At 69.4% G+C, this 16,254-nt stretch carries 15 protein-coding genes; all 15 read right to left on the bottom strand.

The window, feature by feature from the left end; all coding sequences use genetic code 11:
• Window positions 1–78: 78 nt before the first annotated feature.
• The 15 genes from AB5S17_RS04475 to AB5S17_RS04545 all read right to left on the bottom strand — a co-directional run bounded on the left by AB5S17_RS04475 (window position 79) and on the right by AB5S17_RS04545 (window position 16,252).
• Window positions 79–810: a winged helix-turn-helix domain-containing protein gene (locus tag AB5S17_RS04475; RefSeq protein ID WP_369236589.1), complete on the bottom strand. Its 732-nt coding sequence runs from the start codon at window positions 808–810 to the stop codon at window positions 79–81.
• A gap of 145 nt (window positions 811–955) precedes the next feature.
• On the bottom strand, window positions 956–2,467 hold the full coding sequence (locus tag AB5S17_RS04480; protein ID WP_369236591.1) for a Do family serine endopeptidase: 1,512 nt from the start codon (window positions 2,465–2,467) through the stop codon (window positions 956–958).
• 154 nt (window positions 2,468–2,621) lie between these two features.
• Complete coding sequence (locus AB5S17_RS04485; RefSeq protein ID WP_369236593.1) at window positions 2,622–3,113, bottom strand: cytochrome c-type biogenesis protein CcmH; 492 nt, start codon at window positions 3,111–3,113, stop codon at window positions 2,622–2,624.
• Between the two features lie 5 nt (window positions 3,114–3,118).
• Window positions 3,119–5,098, bottom strand: a complete 1,980-nt coding sequence (locus tag AB5S17_RS04490) for a heme lyase CcmF/NrfE family subunit (RefSeq protein WP_369236595.1) — start codon at window positions 5,096–5,098, stop codon at window positions 3,119–3,121.
• Window positions 5,095–5,592 (bottom strand): cytochrome c maturation protein CcmE, encoded by a 498-nt coding sequence (ccmE, locus tag AB5S17_RS04495; RefSeq protein ID WP_369236597.1) that lies wholly within the window; start codon window positions 5,590–5,592, stop codon window positions 5,095–5,097. The genes AB5S17_RS04490 and ccmE overlap by 4 nt, the downstream gene beginning before the upstream one ends.
• Window positions 5,589–6,827, bottom strand: a complete 1,239-nt coding sequence (ccmI, locus tag AB5S17_RS04500; RefSeq protein WP_369236599.1) for a c-type cytochrome biogenesis protein CcmI — start codon at window positions 6,825–6,827, stop codon at window positions 5,589–5,591. The genes ccmE and ccmI overlap by 4 nt, the downstream gene beginning before the upstream one ends.
• Before the next feature lie 162 nt (window positions 6,828–6,989).
• A complete protein-coding gene (locus AB5S17_RS04505; protein ID WP_369236601.1) occupies window positions 6,990–7,385 on the bottom strand; it encodes a hypothetical protein in 396 nt (131 codons plus the stop codon).
• Window positions 7,386–7,468: 83 nt separating this feature from the next.
• A complete protein-coding gene (locus AB5S17_RS04510) occupies window positions 7,469–8,959 on the bottom strand; it encodes an ATP-binding protein (RefSeq protein ID WP_369236603.1) in 1,491 nt (496 codons plus the stop codon).
• Window positions 8,940–9,611 carry a response regulator transcription factor gene (locus AB5S17_RS04515; RefSeq protein WP_369236605.1) on the bottom strand — a complete coding sequence of 224 codons (672 nt, stop codon included), beginning with the start codon at window positions 9,609–9,611 and terminating at the stop codon, window positions 8,940–8,942. Before AB5S17_RS04515 ends, AB5S17_RS04510 begins: the two co-directional genes overlap by 20 nt.
• Window positions 9,612–9,673: 62 nt before the next feature.
• On the bottom strand, window positions 9,674–10,000 hold the full coding sequence (locus tag AB5S17_RS04520; protein WP_369236607.1) for a hypothetical protein: 327 nt from the start codon (window positions 9,998–10,000) through the stop codon (window positions 9,674–9,676).
• Between the two features lie 163 nt (window positions 10,001–10,163).
• Window positions 10,164–10,370, bottom strand: a complete 207-nt coding sequence (locus AB5S17_RS04525; RefSeq protein ID WP_369236609.1) for a hypothetical protein — start codon at window positions 10,368–10,370, stop codon at window positions 10,164–10,166.
• Between the two features lie 17 nt (window positions 10,371–10,387).
• Window positions 10,388–14,284, bottom strand: a complete 3,897-nt coding sequence (locus tag AB5S17_RS04530) for a glycoside hydrolase/phage tail family protein (RefSeq protein WP_369236611.1) — start codon at window positions 14,282–14,284, stop codon at window positions 10,388–10,390.
• Window positions 14,284–14,733 (bottom strand): NlpC/P60 family protein, encoded by a 450-nt coding sequence (locus tag AB5S17_RS04535; RefSeq protein ID WP_369236613.1) that lies wholly within the window; start codon window positions 14,731–14,733, stop codon window positions 14,284–14,286. The genes AB5S17_RS04530 and AB5S17_RS04535 overlap by 1 nt, the downstream gene beginning before the upstream one ends.
• Window positions 14,730–15,620 (bottom strand): DUF2163 domain-containing protein, encoded by an 891-nt coding sequence (locus AB5S17_RS04540; RefSeq protein WP_369236615.1) that lies wholly within the window; start codon window positions 15,618–15,620, stop codon window positions 14,730–14,732. Before AB5S17_RS04540 ends, AB5S17_RS04535 begins: the two co-directional genes overlap by 4 nt.
• Window positions 15,617–16,252 carry a TIGR02217 family protein gene (locus AB5S17_RS04545; RefSeq protein ID WP_369236617.1) on the bottom strand — a complete coding sequence of 212 codons (636 nt, stop codon included), beginning with the start codon at window positions 16,250–16,252 and terminating at the stop codon, window positions 15,617–15,619. Before AB5S17_RS04545 ends, AB5S17_RS04540 begins: the two co-directional genes overlap by 4 nt.
• Window positions 16,253–16,254: the final 2 nt, after the last annotated feature.

Here is a 16,254-nt window from a genome sequence, read left to right on the forward strand (position 1 = left end):
TTTCATCCTGTCGGGCGCCGCAGGCTCTTGCGGTCGCCGCACGTCCCGCTTGCCGAGGCCCCCCGACTCACTCGCCGCTCACGCGCCGCGCGCCTCCTCGGCGGCCCGCATGATGTAGCCCGATCCGCGCACCGTGTGGAGCAGCGCCGAGTCGAAATCCCGCTCGATCTTCGAGCGCAGCCGGGAGATGTGGACGTCGATGACGTTGGTCTGCGGGTCGAAGTGATAGTCCCAGACGTTTTCGAGCAGCATCGTCCGGGTGACCACCTGCCCCGCATGCTTCATCAGATATTCGAGGAGCCGGAACTCGCGCGGCTGCAGCACGATCTGCTTGCCGCCGCGGCGCACCTCGTGGGAGAGCCGGTCGAGTTCCAGATCACCGACGCGGTAGCTCGTCTCGACGTCCTTGCCGATCCGCCGGCGGCCGAGCACCTCGATGCGGGCGAGAAGTTCGGAAAAGGCGAAGGGCTTGGCGAGATAGTCGTCACCGCCGGCCCGCAGTCCTTTCACCCGGTCGTCGACCTGGCCGAGCGCCGAAAGGATCAGCGCCGGCGTCTCGTTCTTCTGTTCGCGAAGACTGGCGATGACGGACAGGCCGTCGCGCTTCGGCAGCATGCGGTCGACCACCAGGACGTCGTAGGCGCGGCTCTCCGCCATGTGCAGCCCCTCCTCCCCGTTCTCCGCATGCTCGGCGACGTGCCCGGCCTCCCGCAACGCCTTCACGAGGTAGGCGGCGGCCTCACGGTCGTCTTCGATGATCAGGATGCGCATGGAGTCGGTCGAGGTCTCGGCGGCCACGGTTTCGGACATTGTGGGTTTCCTAGATTGGTGTCTCTCGGAAAAAATCAAAGCGGCGGCTGCCCGGCCGGCGCGCGATGCGGCGCCAGCCGGGCGGAGATCCGCGCGATTCGGGCTCGGGCGAGACCGTCCGAGCCGGCACAGCGCCAGGCTCGCCTCAGCCCTTGGCGACCGGCAGCGCGACGAAGCGGTTCTGGTCGCCGTTCTTCAGCTGGAACAGCGCGGCCTTGCGGCCGGCCTTCGAGGCCGCGTTGAGCGCCTGGCGGACGTCGTCCTGGCTCGCCACCGACTTGCCGTTCACGGCGACGATCGTGTCGCCCGGCCGCATGCCCTTGTCGGCCGCCGCCGAGTCGGGATCGACATCGGTGATGACGACGCCCGCGCCGTCATCCGAAGGCGTCACGGTGATGCCGTAGCCGGACAGCGAGGACGGGCTGACCGGAGCGCCGGTGCCCTTGTCGGAGGTGACCGAGGCGGCCTCGTCGAGCTTCGACAGATTGCCGAGGGTGACCTTGATCTGCTTCGCCTGGTTGTTGCGCCAGACGGTGACGTCGACCGTGGTGCCAGGACGATAGTCGGCGACCTTGCGGGCAAGCTCCCGCGGATCGGCGACCGTGTCGCCGTTGACCGCGGTGATCACGTCGCCGGTCTCGATGCCCGCCTTGGAGGCCGGCGTCTCGTTGTCCGGCAGGGTGACGATCGCGCCCTTCGCCTCGGACAGGCCGACGGCCTCGGCGATGTCGCTCGTGACAGGCGCGATCTGGACGCCGAGCCAGCCGCGCTCGACCGAACCGTTCTGCTTCAGCGACTGGATGACGTCCTTGGCGACGGAAGCGGGAATCGCGAAGGCGATGCCGACATTGCCGCCGGACGGCGAGAATATCGCGGTGTTGATGCCGATGACCTGGCCGTTGAGGTTGAAGGCCGGGCCGCCGGAATTGCCGCGGTTCACCGCCGCGTCGATCTGCAGGAAGTCGTCATAGGGGCCGGCGCCGATATCGCGCCCCCTGGCCGAGACGATGCCGGCCGTCACCGACCCGCCGAGGCCGAACGGGTTGCCGACGGCCACCACCCAGTCGCCGACGCGCACCTTCGAATCGTCGCCGAACTCGACATAGGTGAACGTCTTGCCGTCCTTCGGCGTGACCTTGAGCAGAGCGAGGTCCGTCCGCTTGTCGGTGCCGACGAGCTTGGCGTCGTACTCCGTGCCGTCGTCCATCACGACCGTGTACTTCGAGCCGCCGTCGACGACATGGTTGTTGGTGACGAGGTAGCCGTCGGCGGAGATGAAGAAACCGGAGCCCTGCGCCATCGCGTGGCGCGGCGCCAAATGCGGCTTGACGCCCTTCTGGCCGGGAATATCGAAGAAGCGGCGCAGCGGGTGGTCTTCCGGCAGCCCCTGGAACGGGTCGTCGAAGGTCTGGCTGTCGTCCGCGGTTGCCTTGACGTCCTCGGTCACGCGGACCGACACGACGGCGGGAGAGACCTTCTGGACGACGTCGGCGAAGCCGAAGGTCTGCTGCGGTGCGTCGACATGCACCGGGTCGGCGAGGACCGGCTGCGCATCGCCGATCATGCCGCCGGACAGGGCGAGGCCGGCGACACCCGCCGCAAGCACCGACGCGAACAGCCGGTTCCGCCTCGGCTTATGCCTCGTCACGTTCGTCATCGAATTTCCTTCCCCTGGAACAAATGCAAGAGCCGGTCCTCTTCGTCAGGAGGACCCATCGTGCATGGAGAGATAGATTCGGAGAGATTACGAGACTTTTTCGACGGCGTGAAAACTTGGTAAGTTCGCCTCCCGGCCGGTGCCGCCGATCGCCTCAGCGCTGCGCCTCCACGACATCCGCGATCGCGGCCTCTTCCTGCGCCGTCAGAGGTGCGGGGCCCTGCCGCCGCCGGCGCGTCGCGGCGCTGCGAAGCGCGAAGGCGAGACCGGCGAGAAGCGCAACGACGGGCGTCGCCCAGAGCGCGAGGTTCCGCCAGTCGAAGCGCGGCTTCAGCAGCACGAACTCGCCATAGCGCGAGACGAGATAATCGATGACTTCCTGATCGGTGTCACCGGCCTTGATGCGCTTGCGCACCAGCAGCCGAAGGTCCTTCGCAAGATCGGCGTTGGAGGCGTCGATCGACTCGTTCTGACAGACGAGGCAACGCAGCCCTTCCGAAAGATGCCGCGCCCGCGCCTCCAGCACCGGGTCCTTCAGCATCTCGTCCGGATTGACCGCATAGGCCGGTGCGACCAGGAGGCCGGCCGGCACTGCCGCGACGAGCAGCGCGAAGGCGGCGAAGACGATCGCGAGCTTGCCCACCATCGCCGCTACTCCGCCGGTGCCAGCGCTTCGCGCCGGCGCCGCGCCGGCGCCCCGACCCGCAGGCGCCGGTCCGCGAGCGAAACGAGACCGCCGAAGGCCATGCAGAGCGCGCCCAGCCAGATGAAGGTCACCAGCGGCTTCCACCAGACGCGCACCACGATGCCGCCCTCGGCGGACGGGTCGCCGAGCGAGATGTAGAGCTGCGAGAACCAGTCGGTGCGGATCCCGGACTCCGTCGTCGGCGTCTGCCTCGCCGGGTAGAAGCGCTTGGCGCTGCGCATCGTCCCGGCCTCCAGACCGTCGCGGCGCAGGTCGAAGGTGCCGTAATGCTCCTCGTAGTTCGGCCCCTGCCGCGGGGTCATGCCCTTGAAGGTGATCGCATAGCCGCCGGCGTTCACCGTGTCGCCCGGCTTCATGTTGGTTATCAGCTCGGTCTGGAACGCCGACGCGGTGACGATGCCGAGCACGGTGATGCCGAGGCCGAAATGGGCGATCGCCGTGCCGAAGGCCGAGCGCGGCAGTCCGGCAAGGCGCCGGAAACCGTTGCGCAAGCCCACCTTGAGGAAGTTCGCCCGCCCGACGAGGTCGGTCGCCGCGCCGACGAGCAGCCAGACCGCGAGGCCGAAGCCGAGTGCGGCGAGGATGCGCGTGCCGTTGGTCAGCGCCAGCGCGATCACGATCGTCACCAGCGCGGCGCCGACCGCCGCGTAGAGGCGCTGGGCGGCGGCCAGGAGGTCGCCGCGCTTCCAGCCGAGCAGCGGACCGAAGGGGACGGCAAAGAGCAGCGGTACCATCAGCGGGCCGAAGGTCATGTCGAAGAAGGGCGGGCCGACGGAGATCTTCGCGCCGGTCAGGGTCTCCAAGAGCAGCGGGTAGAGCGTTCCGACGAGGACGGTCGCCGCCGCCGTCGTCAGGAACAGGTTGTTGAAGACCAGGGCTCCCTCGCGGCTGATCGGCGCGAAGAGGCCGCCGCCTTCGAGCGCCGAGGCCCGGAAGGCGAAGAGCGACAGCGCACCGCCGATGAACAGGCACAGGATGATCAGGATGAACACGCCGCGGGCCGGATCGGTGGCGAATGCGTGGACGGAGGTGAGCACGCCGGAGCGCACCAGGAAGGTCCCCAGCAGCGACAGCGAGAAGGTCAGGATCGCGAGGAGGATGGTCCAGACCTTCAGCGCCGAGCGCTTCTCCATCACCAGCGCCGAATGGAGGAGCGCCGTGCCCGACAGCCAGGGCATGAAGGAGGCGTTCTCGACCGGGTCCCAGAACCACCAGCCGCCCCAGCCAAGCTCGTAATAGGCCCAGTAGGAACCCATCGCGATGCCGCAGGTGAGGAAGATCCAGGCAATCAGCGTCCAGGGCCGGACCCACCGGGCCCAGGCCGCATCGATGCGCCCGTCGATCAGCGCGGCGACCGCGAAGGAGAAGGCGATGGAGAAGCCGACATAGCCGAGGTAGAGCATCGGCGGATGGATCGCGAGGCCGATGTCCTGCAGGATCGGGTTGAGGTCCTGGCCCTCCATCGGCGCCGGGTTCAGCCGGGTGAACGGGTTCGACGTCATCAGGATGAAGAGCAGGAAGGCCGTCGAGATCCAGGCCTGGACCGACAGGACGTTGGCCTTCAGGCTGGCCGGCAGGTCGCGTCCGAACAGCGCCACCAGCGCCCCGAAGAAGGACAGGATCAGCACCCAGAGGAGCATCGAGCCCTCATGGTTGCCCCAGGTCGAGGTGAACTTGTAGAGCAGCGGCTGCTGCGAGTTCGAATTCTGGTAGACGTTGAGGACCGAAAAGTCCGAGGTGACGTAGGACGTCACCAGCGCCGAGAAGGACAGCGCGATCAGCAGGAAGCCGCCGGTCGCCATGACCGTACCGGTGTCCATCAGCCGGCCGTCGCCGCTGCGCGCGCCGAGCATCGGCAGCACCGACTGCAGCAGCGAGACCGAAAGCGCCAGGATCAGCGCGTAGTGTCCGATTTCGACGATCACGAGCCCGCTCCCATTGCCGTTTCGGCCGACACCGTCTTCTCGGCCGGCTTCACCGTCCCGGTGCCCTCGTCCCACAGTCCACGCTTCTTGAGGTCGTCGACGACCTCCTTCGGCATGTAGCGCTCGTCGTGCTTGGCGAGCACCGTGTCTGCGACGAAGACGTGGTCGGGTCCGAGCGTGCCCTCGGCGACGACGCCCTGCCCCTCGCGGAAGAGGTCGGGCAGGATGCCGGTATAGGTGACGGGCACGCTCTTGACGGTATCGGTGACCTTGAAGCTGACGGTATCGGCGCCGCTGCGGACGATCGAGCCCTTGGCGACGAGACCGCCGAGCCGGATGCGCTGGCCCGGCGACGGCGAATGCGCGACGAGGTCGGTCGGCGAGTTGAAATAGGCGACCGAGCCGGACAGCGCACTCAGCACCAGTCCCACCGCCGCGCCGATGACGATCATGATCGCGCCGATCGAATAGAGGCGCTTCGCCTTCCGCGTCATTGCGTCTTCGTCTCCTCCGCGGTGCCCAACCCCATCTGCGCGCCGAAAGCGGCGATTTCCCGGCCCGCGGCGGAATCGGCCGCAAAGCTCCGCTGCGCCTTGTCGTAGGCGGCGGCGGCCTTTTCCGGCTGTCCGAGCACGCTATAGGACCGGATCAGCCGCTTCCACCCCTCGACGTCGTTTGGATTCTGCTGCAGCCGATCGGCGAGCTGGGCGACCATGCTCTCGATCATCGCCTGGCGGTCCTTGGCCGACATCGAGGCTGCGGCCGCCATGTCGGAGGCGGTCGGACCGGGTGCGCCCGCCGGCCCCTGCGCTGCACCTGCCGGCGCGCCCGGCTGCGGGGCCGCGGACGCCGTCGCCCCGTCCGGCAGGCCGCTGCTCTTGCCCTGGCGCATCCTGGCATCGGCCAGTCCGGCCTGCGCGATCTGCATCCACGGCGCGTTCTTCGGACTTGCGGCGATCAGCTTCGACCAGCGGGCTTCGGCGTCCGCCGCCCGCTGCTCCTGGCTCGCGTCCAGCGCCAGGAAGAACTGCGCCGGGAGGTAGTCCGGATTGATCTTCAGCGCCCGTTCGAAGGCGGCCTTGGCTTCGTCGGTGACCTCGCCGCCGGCGACCTGCGCGATCGCCTCGCCGAGCCCGCCCTCGCGACTGGCCGTCGGACCGAGCAGGCGAATGGCGTTGCGATACGCGGTCTCGGCCTTTTTCGGCTGGTCGATCTGCAGATAGACCGGCGCCAGGAGATCCCAGCCCTTGCCGTCATTGGGGTTGTCGCGCAGCCGCTTTTCGGCGGCGGCGACGATCTGGTCCATGCTCATGTCGCTGCCCGGCGGCGTGGTGCGGGCCGCCAGCGGCTCGTCGGGCAGCGCCCTGCCACCGTAGATCGTGTAGAGCGTGGTCGTCAGCGCCGGAATGATCAGGACGACGGCGAGGATCGCCGCGAGCATGGCCGGCCGGCGCCAGCCCTGGCCGAGGCGACGGGCCTTGGCGGCGCGCGCCTTCTCCGCCGCCTTCAGGAGCCGCCGGCCGATCTCCGCCCGGGCGGTCTCGGCTTCCGACTCCGCCATGGTGCCGCGCTCGACATCTGCCTCGAGTTCGCGCAGTTGCGAGGCATAGACCTCGACGTCGTGATCGGCCCGCGTCGCGGCCGTTTCGGATCGGCTGCGCATCAGCGGCCAGAGAACCGCCAGCGTGACGGCTGCCGTCATGACGGCTGCAATGACCCAGAATTCCATGCCACTCATTTCAGGATCGGGAAGGGAGAGGCGGAAAAGGCAGGGCAAAGCCAGCCCGTCCGTCGGTTCGAGCGTCGCAAGCGCCTTAGCAGAGGCGCCGGAACTTTCCCATTCAAATCCTGAAGACCTGCAACCGCAAGACCCGGCAGCCGATCCCGTCAGTCAGGCGACAGGCTTCCAGAGCCCGTCCGGGGTTTTGCAGGCGGTGCCGAGCGTGCGGATCGGCTGCTTGCCGCCATTGATCGTCTGGGAATAGGCGCGGCAGTCCTGCGACCCGACGCGGTAGGGCTGGGTCGGCACGACCTGACCGGAATAGCCGTCGGCGCTCCAGGTCACGGGCTGCCCGGCCGGCGTGTATTCCAGCGCCTGGAATTCCGCCGCCAATGCCTTCGCCTTGGCGTCCGCCGGCAGGCGAGAAGCCAGCGCACTCTGCCCCACCAGGCCCTCGCCCAGTGCCTTCACCCCGGCGGACGGCGCGAGACTGGCCTGCCCCCCTCCGAACGACAGACATCCCGCCATCGGCAGGGCCAGGAGAGGAACGAGATGCTTGAAAGCCATGCGCGAAGGGTCCGTCCGAATGCGAGGCCGTCCAGAAGCGGAAGGAAGTCGAGCCTTGGCAGTTGCCGCTCCGCGTCCGCATGTCAAGCCGTCAGCGCCCCACGCGCACAGGGCAGAACGACCGTCGCCTTCAGGCCGCCGAGTTCGGAACGCGAGAGTTCGAGCGAACCGCGATAATCGGCGGCGATGTCGGAGACGATGGAGAGGCCGAGGCCGCTGCCGGGCGTCGCCTCGTCGAGGCGTCGCCCACGCTTCTGGGCTTCCACCATCTGCGCCTCGCCGAGCCCCGGCCCGTCGTCCTCGATCGTGGTGAGGAATCGTTCTCCCGGGATCGCGCGACAGGAGACCCGGATCTCGCTGTCCGCCCATTTCGCGGCATTCTCCAGAAGATTGCCGACGACCTCCTCGAAGTCCTGGCGTTCCCCGCCGAAGATGAGATTCTCGGCCGCGGCCGGGTCGAAGTCCAAGGCGAGGTTCGGGTGGAGCTTGCCGATGACGCGGACGATGCGCTCCAGCGCCGGGCGCACCGGCGTGCGGAATACTGCCCCGCCCTCGCTCTGGGCCGCGACCCGCGCGCGGTCGAGATAATGCTGGACCTGGCCGCGCATCCGTCCGGTCTGGTCGGAGATGACGCGCCCGTGCTCGCCACCAAGAGCCGCCGCTTCGTTGACGAGGATGGCGAGCGGCGTCTTCAGGGAATGGGCGAGGTTGCCGACCTGGGTGCGCGAACGCTCGACGATCCGCCGGTTGTTGTCGATCAGCGCGTTCACCTCGACGGTGAGCGGTGCGATCTCGGCCGGGAAGCGGCCTTCCAACCGCTCCGCCTGCCCGGCGCGGACCTTCGACAGCGCCCGGCGCACTGCGCCGAGCGGGCGCAGGCCGAACAGGATGGCGAGGATGTTGACGACGATCGAGCCGATGCCGACGGCACCGAGATAGAAGGCGAGCGAACGGTTGAAGGCGGCGATGTCGGCCGACACCGAGGAGAGATTGCCCATGACCCGGAATCGCGCGGCATGGTTGGCGGCGTCGAGCACGACCTCGGTCTCGATGACGCGCAAACGCTCGCCGCTCAGCCCGTCGACGTCGTAGGCGCGGCGGTAGGACATGTCGAAGGGAACGCGCTGGGCCGGCTTGGTGGGAATATCGAGGAGGCCGAGCGACGCTGATGTCAGGCGGCCATGGGTGTTGGCGCTGGCCGGCACCACCTCCCAATACCAGCCCGACAGCGGCTGAGCGTAGCGCAGGTCGCCGAGATCGGGGTTGCCGGAAAGGTCGCCGTTCTCGCCCGCCGTCACGCTGTTGACGAGGTTGTAGAGCTGGGCGGTCAGGAGATCCTCGAAGCCCCGCGTGGCCGTCCGCTCGTACAGCGTCGAGATCAGTCCGGCCGCGACAGCGAGCGCGACGAGGGTCCAGAGGCTGGTCAGGAGGATGACGCGCGCGGTCAGCGACGTCAGAGGGTTCGCACGGCCGACGAACCGCCGCGCACGCGCCGCCGCAGCCCGCGGCGCCAGGCCTGCCCGGAGCTTCGGCAGCCATGCCGGCCGCAGCCTCTCAGGCGTCGGCGCTGCCATCGCGCATCCTGTAGCCCTGGCCGCGGATGGTCTCGATCAGGTCGACGCCGAGCTTCTTGCGCAGCCGCCCGACGAACACCTCGATCGTGTTCGAATCCCGGTCGAAATCCTGATCGTAGAGGTGCTCGATCAGTTCGGTGCGCGAGACGACCGCGTCCTGGTGGTGCATGAGATAGTCGAGCAGGCGATATTCGTGCGAGGTCAGCTTCAGCGGAGCGCCGTCGACGCTGGCGCGCGCCGCCTTGGTGTCGAGCCGCACCGGCCCGCAGTGGATCTCCGACGACGCATGGCCGGCGGCGCGGCGGATCAATGCGCGCACGCGGGCCAGCACTTCCTCGACGTGGAAGGGCTTGGTCACGTAGTCGTCGGCGCCGGCATCGATGCCGGAGACCTTGTCGCTCCAGCGGTCGCGGGCCGTCAGGATCAGCACGGGCATGACCTTGTCCTCGCGCCGCCAGCGCTCGAGGACGCTGATCCCGTCCATCTGCGGCAGGCCGATATCGAGGATCACCGCGTCATAGGGCTCGGTATCGCCGAGGTAATGGCCCTCCTCCCCGTCGAAGGCGGTGTCGACGACATAGCCGGCGCCGCTGAGCGCCTCCACCAGCTGCCGATTCAGGATCCGATCGTCTTCGACGACGAGCACGCGCATGCCTGCAATTCCTCCGCGATCAGCCGCATACTGCTACGGCGGGGCCCTCTTCTGCCCTCCCGTCAGGGCTTTATCGTGACGGTCTTCTTGCGCGGACGCTCGCCGTCGCGCGCCGGGACGAGGACGGTCACCACGCACACCGTCTGCCCTCCCTGTCGGCGCATCGAGACCGACAGGACCTGCCCCCCGGTCTGGGAAGCTGCGCGGTCGGCCGCGCTGGAGCAGTCTTCAGCCGCGAGCTGGACAGGCGCCCCTTGCTGCAGCGTAACGGCCTGCGGGTCGGTGCGCTGCCAGTGCGTCTTGCCGTAGGCCGAGGCAATGTTCATCCCGCCGGCAAGCACTGCGGCCGTCGTCAGGCAGATGGCGTGGAGCTTTGGAGCTGATGTCATGGCAGGCCGATCGGACGAGTGTGCCGCAGAATAGTCTCGAGTCCCGGCATTTGTAGCAACTGGCGGCTGAATAGCGAATGAATGGCGCCTGGACCGTCCGCCGCCCCTGTCCGCATCGGCGGGTCACGCCTTCGAGACAGGGCTTCGGCGGACGGCCGGCTGCCTATCCGATCGTCGACTTGGCGGCCAGGCGCCCGTAGATCGCGACGACGGCGCCCACCGCGCCGGCGCCGCTGATCAGCGCATTGGTCAGGGCCTCATGCGCGCCGGGATCGAGGTCGTAGCCGAAATAGCCGGCGCTGGCCGCGATCAACGCGACGACGCCGCCCCAGATCGTACGCGACTGGTACCACGGTTTGGTTTCGTCCATGCTGTCCTTCCTCTCTCTTAAACTGCCGGCAACCATGCCGGACGGGAGAACGTGGCTGCGCGGGGCGTGCCGGCGCCCCAGACAGGGCTGACCTGCGCGACCGTCAGGGTGATGCGCCCGGAGCAAGCGCCGAAGGCCGCCATCTGCTCGACTGCGGACAGTGTCAGTTCCGGCGTCTCCGGCTCACGCACGAGGACTCTGCCGCTGTCATCGGCGATGGCCGCGCTGTAGAGTTCGCGCTCTTCGCCAAGCGGCACGTCGCGCCCCTCCCAGCTGTCGCCGCCGGTCCGGGTGCGCCGAATCCAGGCGAAGGTCACCGCGCCGTCGGCAGCGAACCGCGCACGGATGTGCACGGGCGAGAGGGGTAGGACCGAGCGCTGCCCCAGCGTCGCGGTGACCGTGACGGCGGCGGCATCGGCGAGCGGCCGGCCGAGCGGCGCGACGCGCCAGGAGATCTCTCGCCCGACCTCGCTCGTCTTGAGGCCGAGATCGCCGCAGGCCGCATCGAGCAGGACGAAGGCCGCGCCGGCGATGGCTCCAGTCGCCATGGCGTCCTGGGTGCCGCCCTGCGCGCGCAACAGGCCGGACAGTTCGAAGAGCGACGGCGCGATTTCCTCCGCCGCTTCGAACTGCAGCACCTCAAAGCCTCCGCTCCCGCATTCGACGGCGCACAGATTGCCGCCGGCGAGCAGGGCCGCGCGCGAGATCGCGTAGAGCGCGCCGCGGTCGAGCTTGACCGTCAGGCGATTGCCGCGGTCGAGCCGCCCTTCAGGTCCCGGTGCGAGGGCTTGCGTCAGCCGGCCGAGGGTCGCCGGCCGCAGGGCCGTCGCGCGCGCTCCGGTGACACTGCCGCCATCTGCCGGCGAGAGGCTGTAGCCGGTCCAGGGGGACGCGCTGACCGCAAACCGCGCGCCGGCCAGTCCCGTCGCCCCGTCGGGCAGCGGCAGGTCGAGGAGCTCGACCCGCGGCCGCGACGCGGCGGCGGACGAAACCGGCGGCAGTTGCAGCGTCACGCCGGCATCGGCTCCGGCAATCCGGCGCTGCGGCAGCCGCCGGGCCTCGATCCGCCGCGCTTCGCCGGTCTCGATCCGCGCGACCAGCCATTCGCCGCGATGGTCCGCCAGCGTCAGGACGTCGCCCGCCTTGATGTCCAGTCGCGCCGGCTCGACGGCGAAGACCGCGGTCTCGGCGACGGCACCGGCCTCCTGCAGCATGACGGCCGCCAGCGCCTTCGCCTGGCTCTCGTCGAGCGCGGCGGAGACGCCGACGATCTCCTGGCGCGGGCGCTCGACGCCGGCCCGCGCCGCCTCCGCCGTGCCCGGCTGATAGGCGCGCCACGGATCGAGGAAGCTGAGCGTGATCATGTCGGTGCGCGCTTCCGCCTCGGCCCGGCGCAGCTCGACATAGGCGCCGTCGCTCTCGGCAAAGCCGTCGATCGCCGCTTGCGGGAAGAGGCGCGCGAGCGACCGGCAGACGATCGCGCCGTCCGCCGCGTGCGCGACGCTGCCGGTCAGGCGCAACAGCCCTTCCAGAACGTCGCGCGCCGAACTCGGGCCGTCGTCGACATAGCCGGTGACCATCGCCTCAACCGCGCGGACGTCGAAGTCGTCGATCGCATGGTCCCGCAGGATCGCGGCGAAGAGCGCGTCGGCGGGCGCGGTACCGAGGCGACCGCTGAGCCAATGCCCACGGCGCCAGTTGTCGCCGTCGCTCCAGACGTCGGTGCGGCCGGGAAAGGCCGGATACGGCCTCGCATCCCACGTCCAGACATGGATCGCGGAGGGCTCTACCATGCGCCCGCCATAGACCGGCGAGACGAGATTGTTGGCATCCTGGAAGCCGGCCGCCGCCGGGTCCCAATGCGCCAGATGCGCTTCCAGGAAGCGGCGCTGGACAAGGTCGTCGCGCGCACCGGTCGAGAAGTAGGGCACCTCGCTTTCCGACGACTTCGGGTCGACGAAGACGTTCGGCTGGTTCGCGCCCTTGTCGATCGCCGGACAGCCGAGCTCGGTGAACCAGATCGGCTTCATCTTCGGCATCCAGGCGGAGGCCGCATCGATCTCGACGCCGCCACGCCGCTCGACATGCGGGTTCGACCACCACCCGAGAAGATCCTTGGCCCGGTACATCCAGGGCTTGCCGGCGGCGCCGTCGGTGATCGCCGTGCGCCGCCCGGCGGCCCGGTCCGCCGCGGATGCATAGTACCAGTCGTAGTATTCGCCGCCGGCGATGCCTGCCGCCAGAGCATCGCGATCGTAGGCCGACGGCGCCGCGACGCGCGGCGCGGCATCGTCCCGCCAGTCGGCAAGCGGGAGGTAGTTGTCGATCCCGACGGCGTCGATCGCGCTCGAGGCCCAGAGCGGGTCGAGATTGAAGAAGACGTCGCCGGAGCCGTCGTCGGGGTGGTAGCCGAAATACTCGCTCCAGTCGGCGGCATAGACGACCGCCGCATCCGGCATCAGCACCTTCACGGCCTCGGCGATGGCGATGAGCCCCTCGACGAAGGGGAAGCGGCCTTCCGCATCGCGCAGCCGCGTCAGCCCGCGCAGCTCCGAACCGATGACGAAGGCGTCGACGCCGCCCCGAGCGGCGAGGTGCGCCTGCTGGAAGATCATCCGGCGATACGACCACTCGTCCGGCCCATGGTAGCGCAGGCGGTCGCCGTCGAAGCTGAAGTCGGACGCAGATGCCGTGCCGAGGAAGGCGGCAATGTCCGCGCGGGCACCGGCGGTCCGGTCGCCGGAGCCCGGCCGCCCCGGCGCGACGTCGAGCGTGATCCGCCCGCGCCAGGGGAAGGCCGCCTGCTCGCCCGCACCATAGGGATCGCTCAGCCCGTTGCCGTGCGGCACGTCCATCAGCAGGAACGGATAGTAGGTGACCTTCAGCCCGCGGTCCTTCAGGTCGGCGATGGCGCGCAGCACGCCAGCATCGCTCGGCGTGCCGCCGAAGGCCGGTCCCCCGCCGATCCGGCTGACGAGCGGGGCTTCGCCGCGGCCGAGATCACCGACATGCCACTCCTCGGTCTCGGCGCGCCTGTCGATCTCCACCCGCGGCGTCAGCCGGCAGTGTCCGGCCCGCAGATCGTCGCCGAACCAGGAGACGACCAGCGCGGCCCGCTCCAGCGCCGGGCACAGCGCCGTCAGCTCGTCGATCGACGCCGTCCAGTCGCTCGCGGCATAGGTGACGTTGCGGTTGAGGAAGCGGTCCTCGCCCTCGCGCAGCCGATCGCGGACGACCCTGGTGTCGAGCCCGTGCTCGGTGGCGCCGGGGATGACGGTGACCGCCTTGAGCTGTCCTTCGAGGTTCCCGATCGGTCGGATCACCTCGCAGGCGATCTGCGGGATGCGGTTGCCGTAGCTCTGCAGCGGCAGGCGTTCGAAGACGAGGTAGGCGAGGCCGCGATAGGCCGGGGCGTTCCCCTCGCCCTGCTTCGCCTCGATCAGCGGGTCGGGTGCCTGCGTCTCGTAGCCCCGATACACCCGCATCGTCACCGTCTCGAGGTCGAGTTCCTCCCCGTCCGCCCAAACCCGGCGGATCGTCGCGATCGGCCCCTCGCAGAGCCCGACGGCGACATTGCCGAAATAGCTGTAGGTGGTGGTCTCGACGCCCCTGCCGCCGCCCTTGCCGCCCTGGCGCTCGGTCGTCGTCTCCTCTTCGAAGCGCGTCGTCCAGATCACCTGCCCCGCCACGCGGGCCGTGCCGTAGACGCGTGCGATGCCGCCGCCCTCGTCGGCCTGCATGACGCGGTTGCCGGTCAGCCGCGCGCCCTCGACATGCCGCGTCGAGGCGAACAACTGGCTGTCGATGGCGGCGCCGGCGAGGCCGCCGACGGCGCGGCCGAGGATGGCGCCGAACGGTCCGCCGATGAGGCCGCCGACCAGACCGCCGGCCGCCTGCAGAAGGATCGTCGCCATCAGTCCTCCTGAGAAGGCTGGTTCGGGAAAGAGAAGGCACCGGCGATCCGCCGCGCCCAGGCGTTCGGCATCGGCGAGGAGACCACGGCCGCGCCCTCATAGGCGTGGATCAGCCGTCCGCCTTCGTCGAGGATCCCGCAGTGGGTCGCCGGCGCGCCGATCTTCCAGCGGAACAGGACGACGTCGCCCGGCATCGCATCGGCGGTGGCGACGGTGTCCAGGTTCCGCCGCGCCGCCTCCAGCAGGCGATCGTCGCCGCCGACGACTGCCCAGCTCGCCGCATATGGTCCCGCCGCCTCCGGCTCGGCGCCGTAGAGGTCGCGCCAGACACCGCGTACGAGGCCCAGGCAGTCGCAGCCGACGCCCTTGCGGCTGCCCTGGTGGCGGTAGGGTGTGCCGAGCCAGCCTCTGGCGGCCGTGAGCGCTGCGCTCCTGCGCCCGCTGCTCATGGCACAACCGCCGCGCCGTCGTAGACGCCGTCCGACTTGGCATAGGCCAGCGTCGCATCGGCGCCGGGGATATGCGGGAAGCCACGGAAGTTCGCGGAATTGGCAAAGCGCGTGCGGCAGGTCGCAAAGCTCTTGTCGCAGCCCTGAGTCAGACGGACGCGATCCCCGACGGCGACGCCGGCATCGATCGGATCGGCAAGGACGAAGCGGACCGTACCGAGCCCGGTCGGCGCCACGGAGACGATGTCGGCCGAGAGATCCCGGCCCGCGCCGTCCAGCACGACCAGCCGGCCGAAGGCGAAGAGAGCCGGTTCGGCGCCGAGATCGCCCGTCGTCTCGATCAGCGCGCCACTGCCGCCGGACACTGGCACGTCGATGGTGAAGGGAGCCTCCGATGCGGGGAACCGGCAGCGTCCGTCGCCGAAGACCGCGTCACAGCGACGCCGGTAGAGCCGGCCACGGACCCGGTCGAGCTTCGCCGCGGCGCTGCGCAACTCGGCGGTGAAGGCGGTCTCGCCGCGCTTCACCTCGCCGAGTTCGGCAACGTCGACACGCAGGAATGCTTCAGGATTCTGCCAGTCGACGACGAAGGTCTCGATCCTGGCACCGTCGAAGCGCCCGGCCCAAATGTCGGCTTCCTCGATCGCCGCCGAGGAGAGTGCACCCTGCACTTCGCGCGTCGCCGCGGCGAGACCGAGCTCTTCCTCCGCCTCGCTCGCCGTCAGCCCCGTCGCGGCTTCAAAGCGCGTGCCGTCGAAGCTCAAGGGGAAGTCATGATCGGTGAAGCCGAGGACGAGGCCGTCGCTGCGCATCAGCCGCCAGCAATTGGCGAGCGTCGTCGCCGGCCGGCCGACGGCCGTCGCCAGCGCCTGTGGCAGCGTCTTCATGGCCGCACCTCGATCAGCGGGATGGAGGGGATCTCGCCGGCTTCGAAGGCCGCAAGGTTGATCGCCAGTTGGTCCATGTCGAAACGCACCGGCACGTCGAAGGCGAAGCCGGCCGTGATCGTCACTCCATCTGCGGGCGGCGCATCGAAGGTCACGAGGCCGGTCGTCTCGTCGATCAGCAGGCCATCCGTCGCGATGACGCCGGCGACGGCGACGAGGACGGTGCCGGGCACCGGCTTCTCGATCGGCCGGACATAGGCGCCGTCGCCACTGCCATAGCGCTTCGCCAGCTGGAACGCCGCCGTCTCGCCGTCGCCGGTCCCGATCGCCTGGTCGAACGCGGTGACGGCGGCACCGTGGGCAGCGGAGCTGAAGTCGAGCGGATCGCGGAATCGGAACCCGGTCAGCTTGCCCCGCCGCGCCTCGAAGAAGGCCAGCACGGCGGCGAGATCGGCGAGGCTCTTCACCCCCGAGCCCGCATCGTAGCGCCGCGTCGAGCGGCTGTGGCGCTGGTTGCGGTGCTCGTAGCCTGTGGACAGCCGGACGATCTCGGTCAGCCGCTCCGGACCGCCGCTCGTCCCGAAGGCGACACGGAGCGGAAATCGCTCCTCGGAAAAGCTTTCGATCGCCATCA

Source organism: Jiella sp. M17.18 (genome assembly GCF_041027365.1).
In the GTDB taxonomy this organism is placed as follows: domain Bacteria; phylum Pseudomonadota; class Alphaproteobacteria; order Rhizobiales; family Rhizobiaceae; genus VKMB-3413.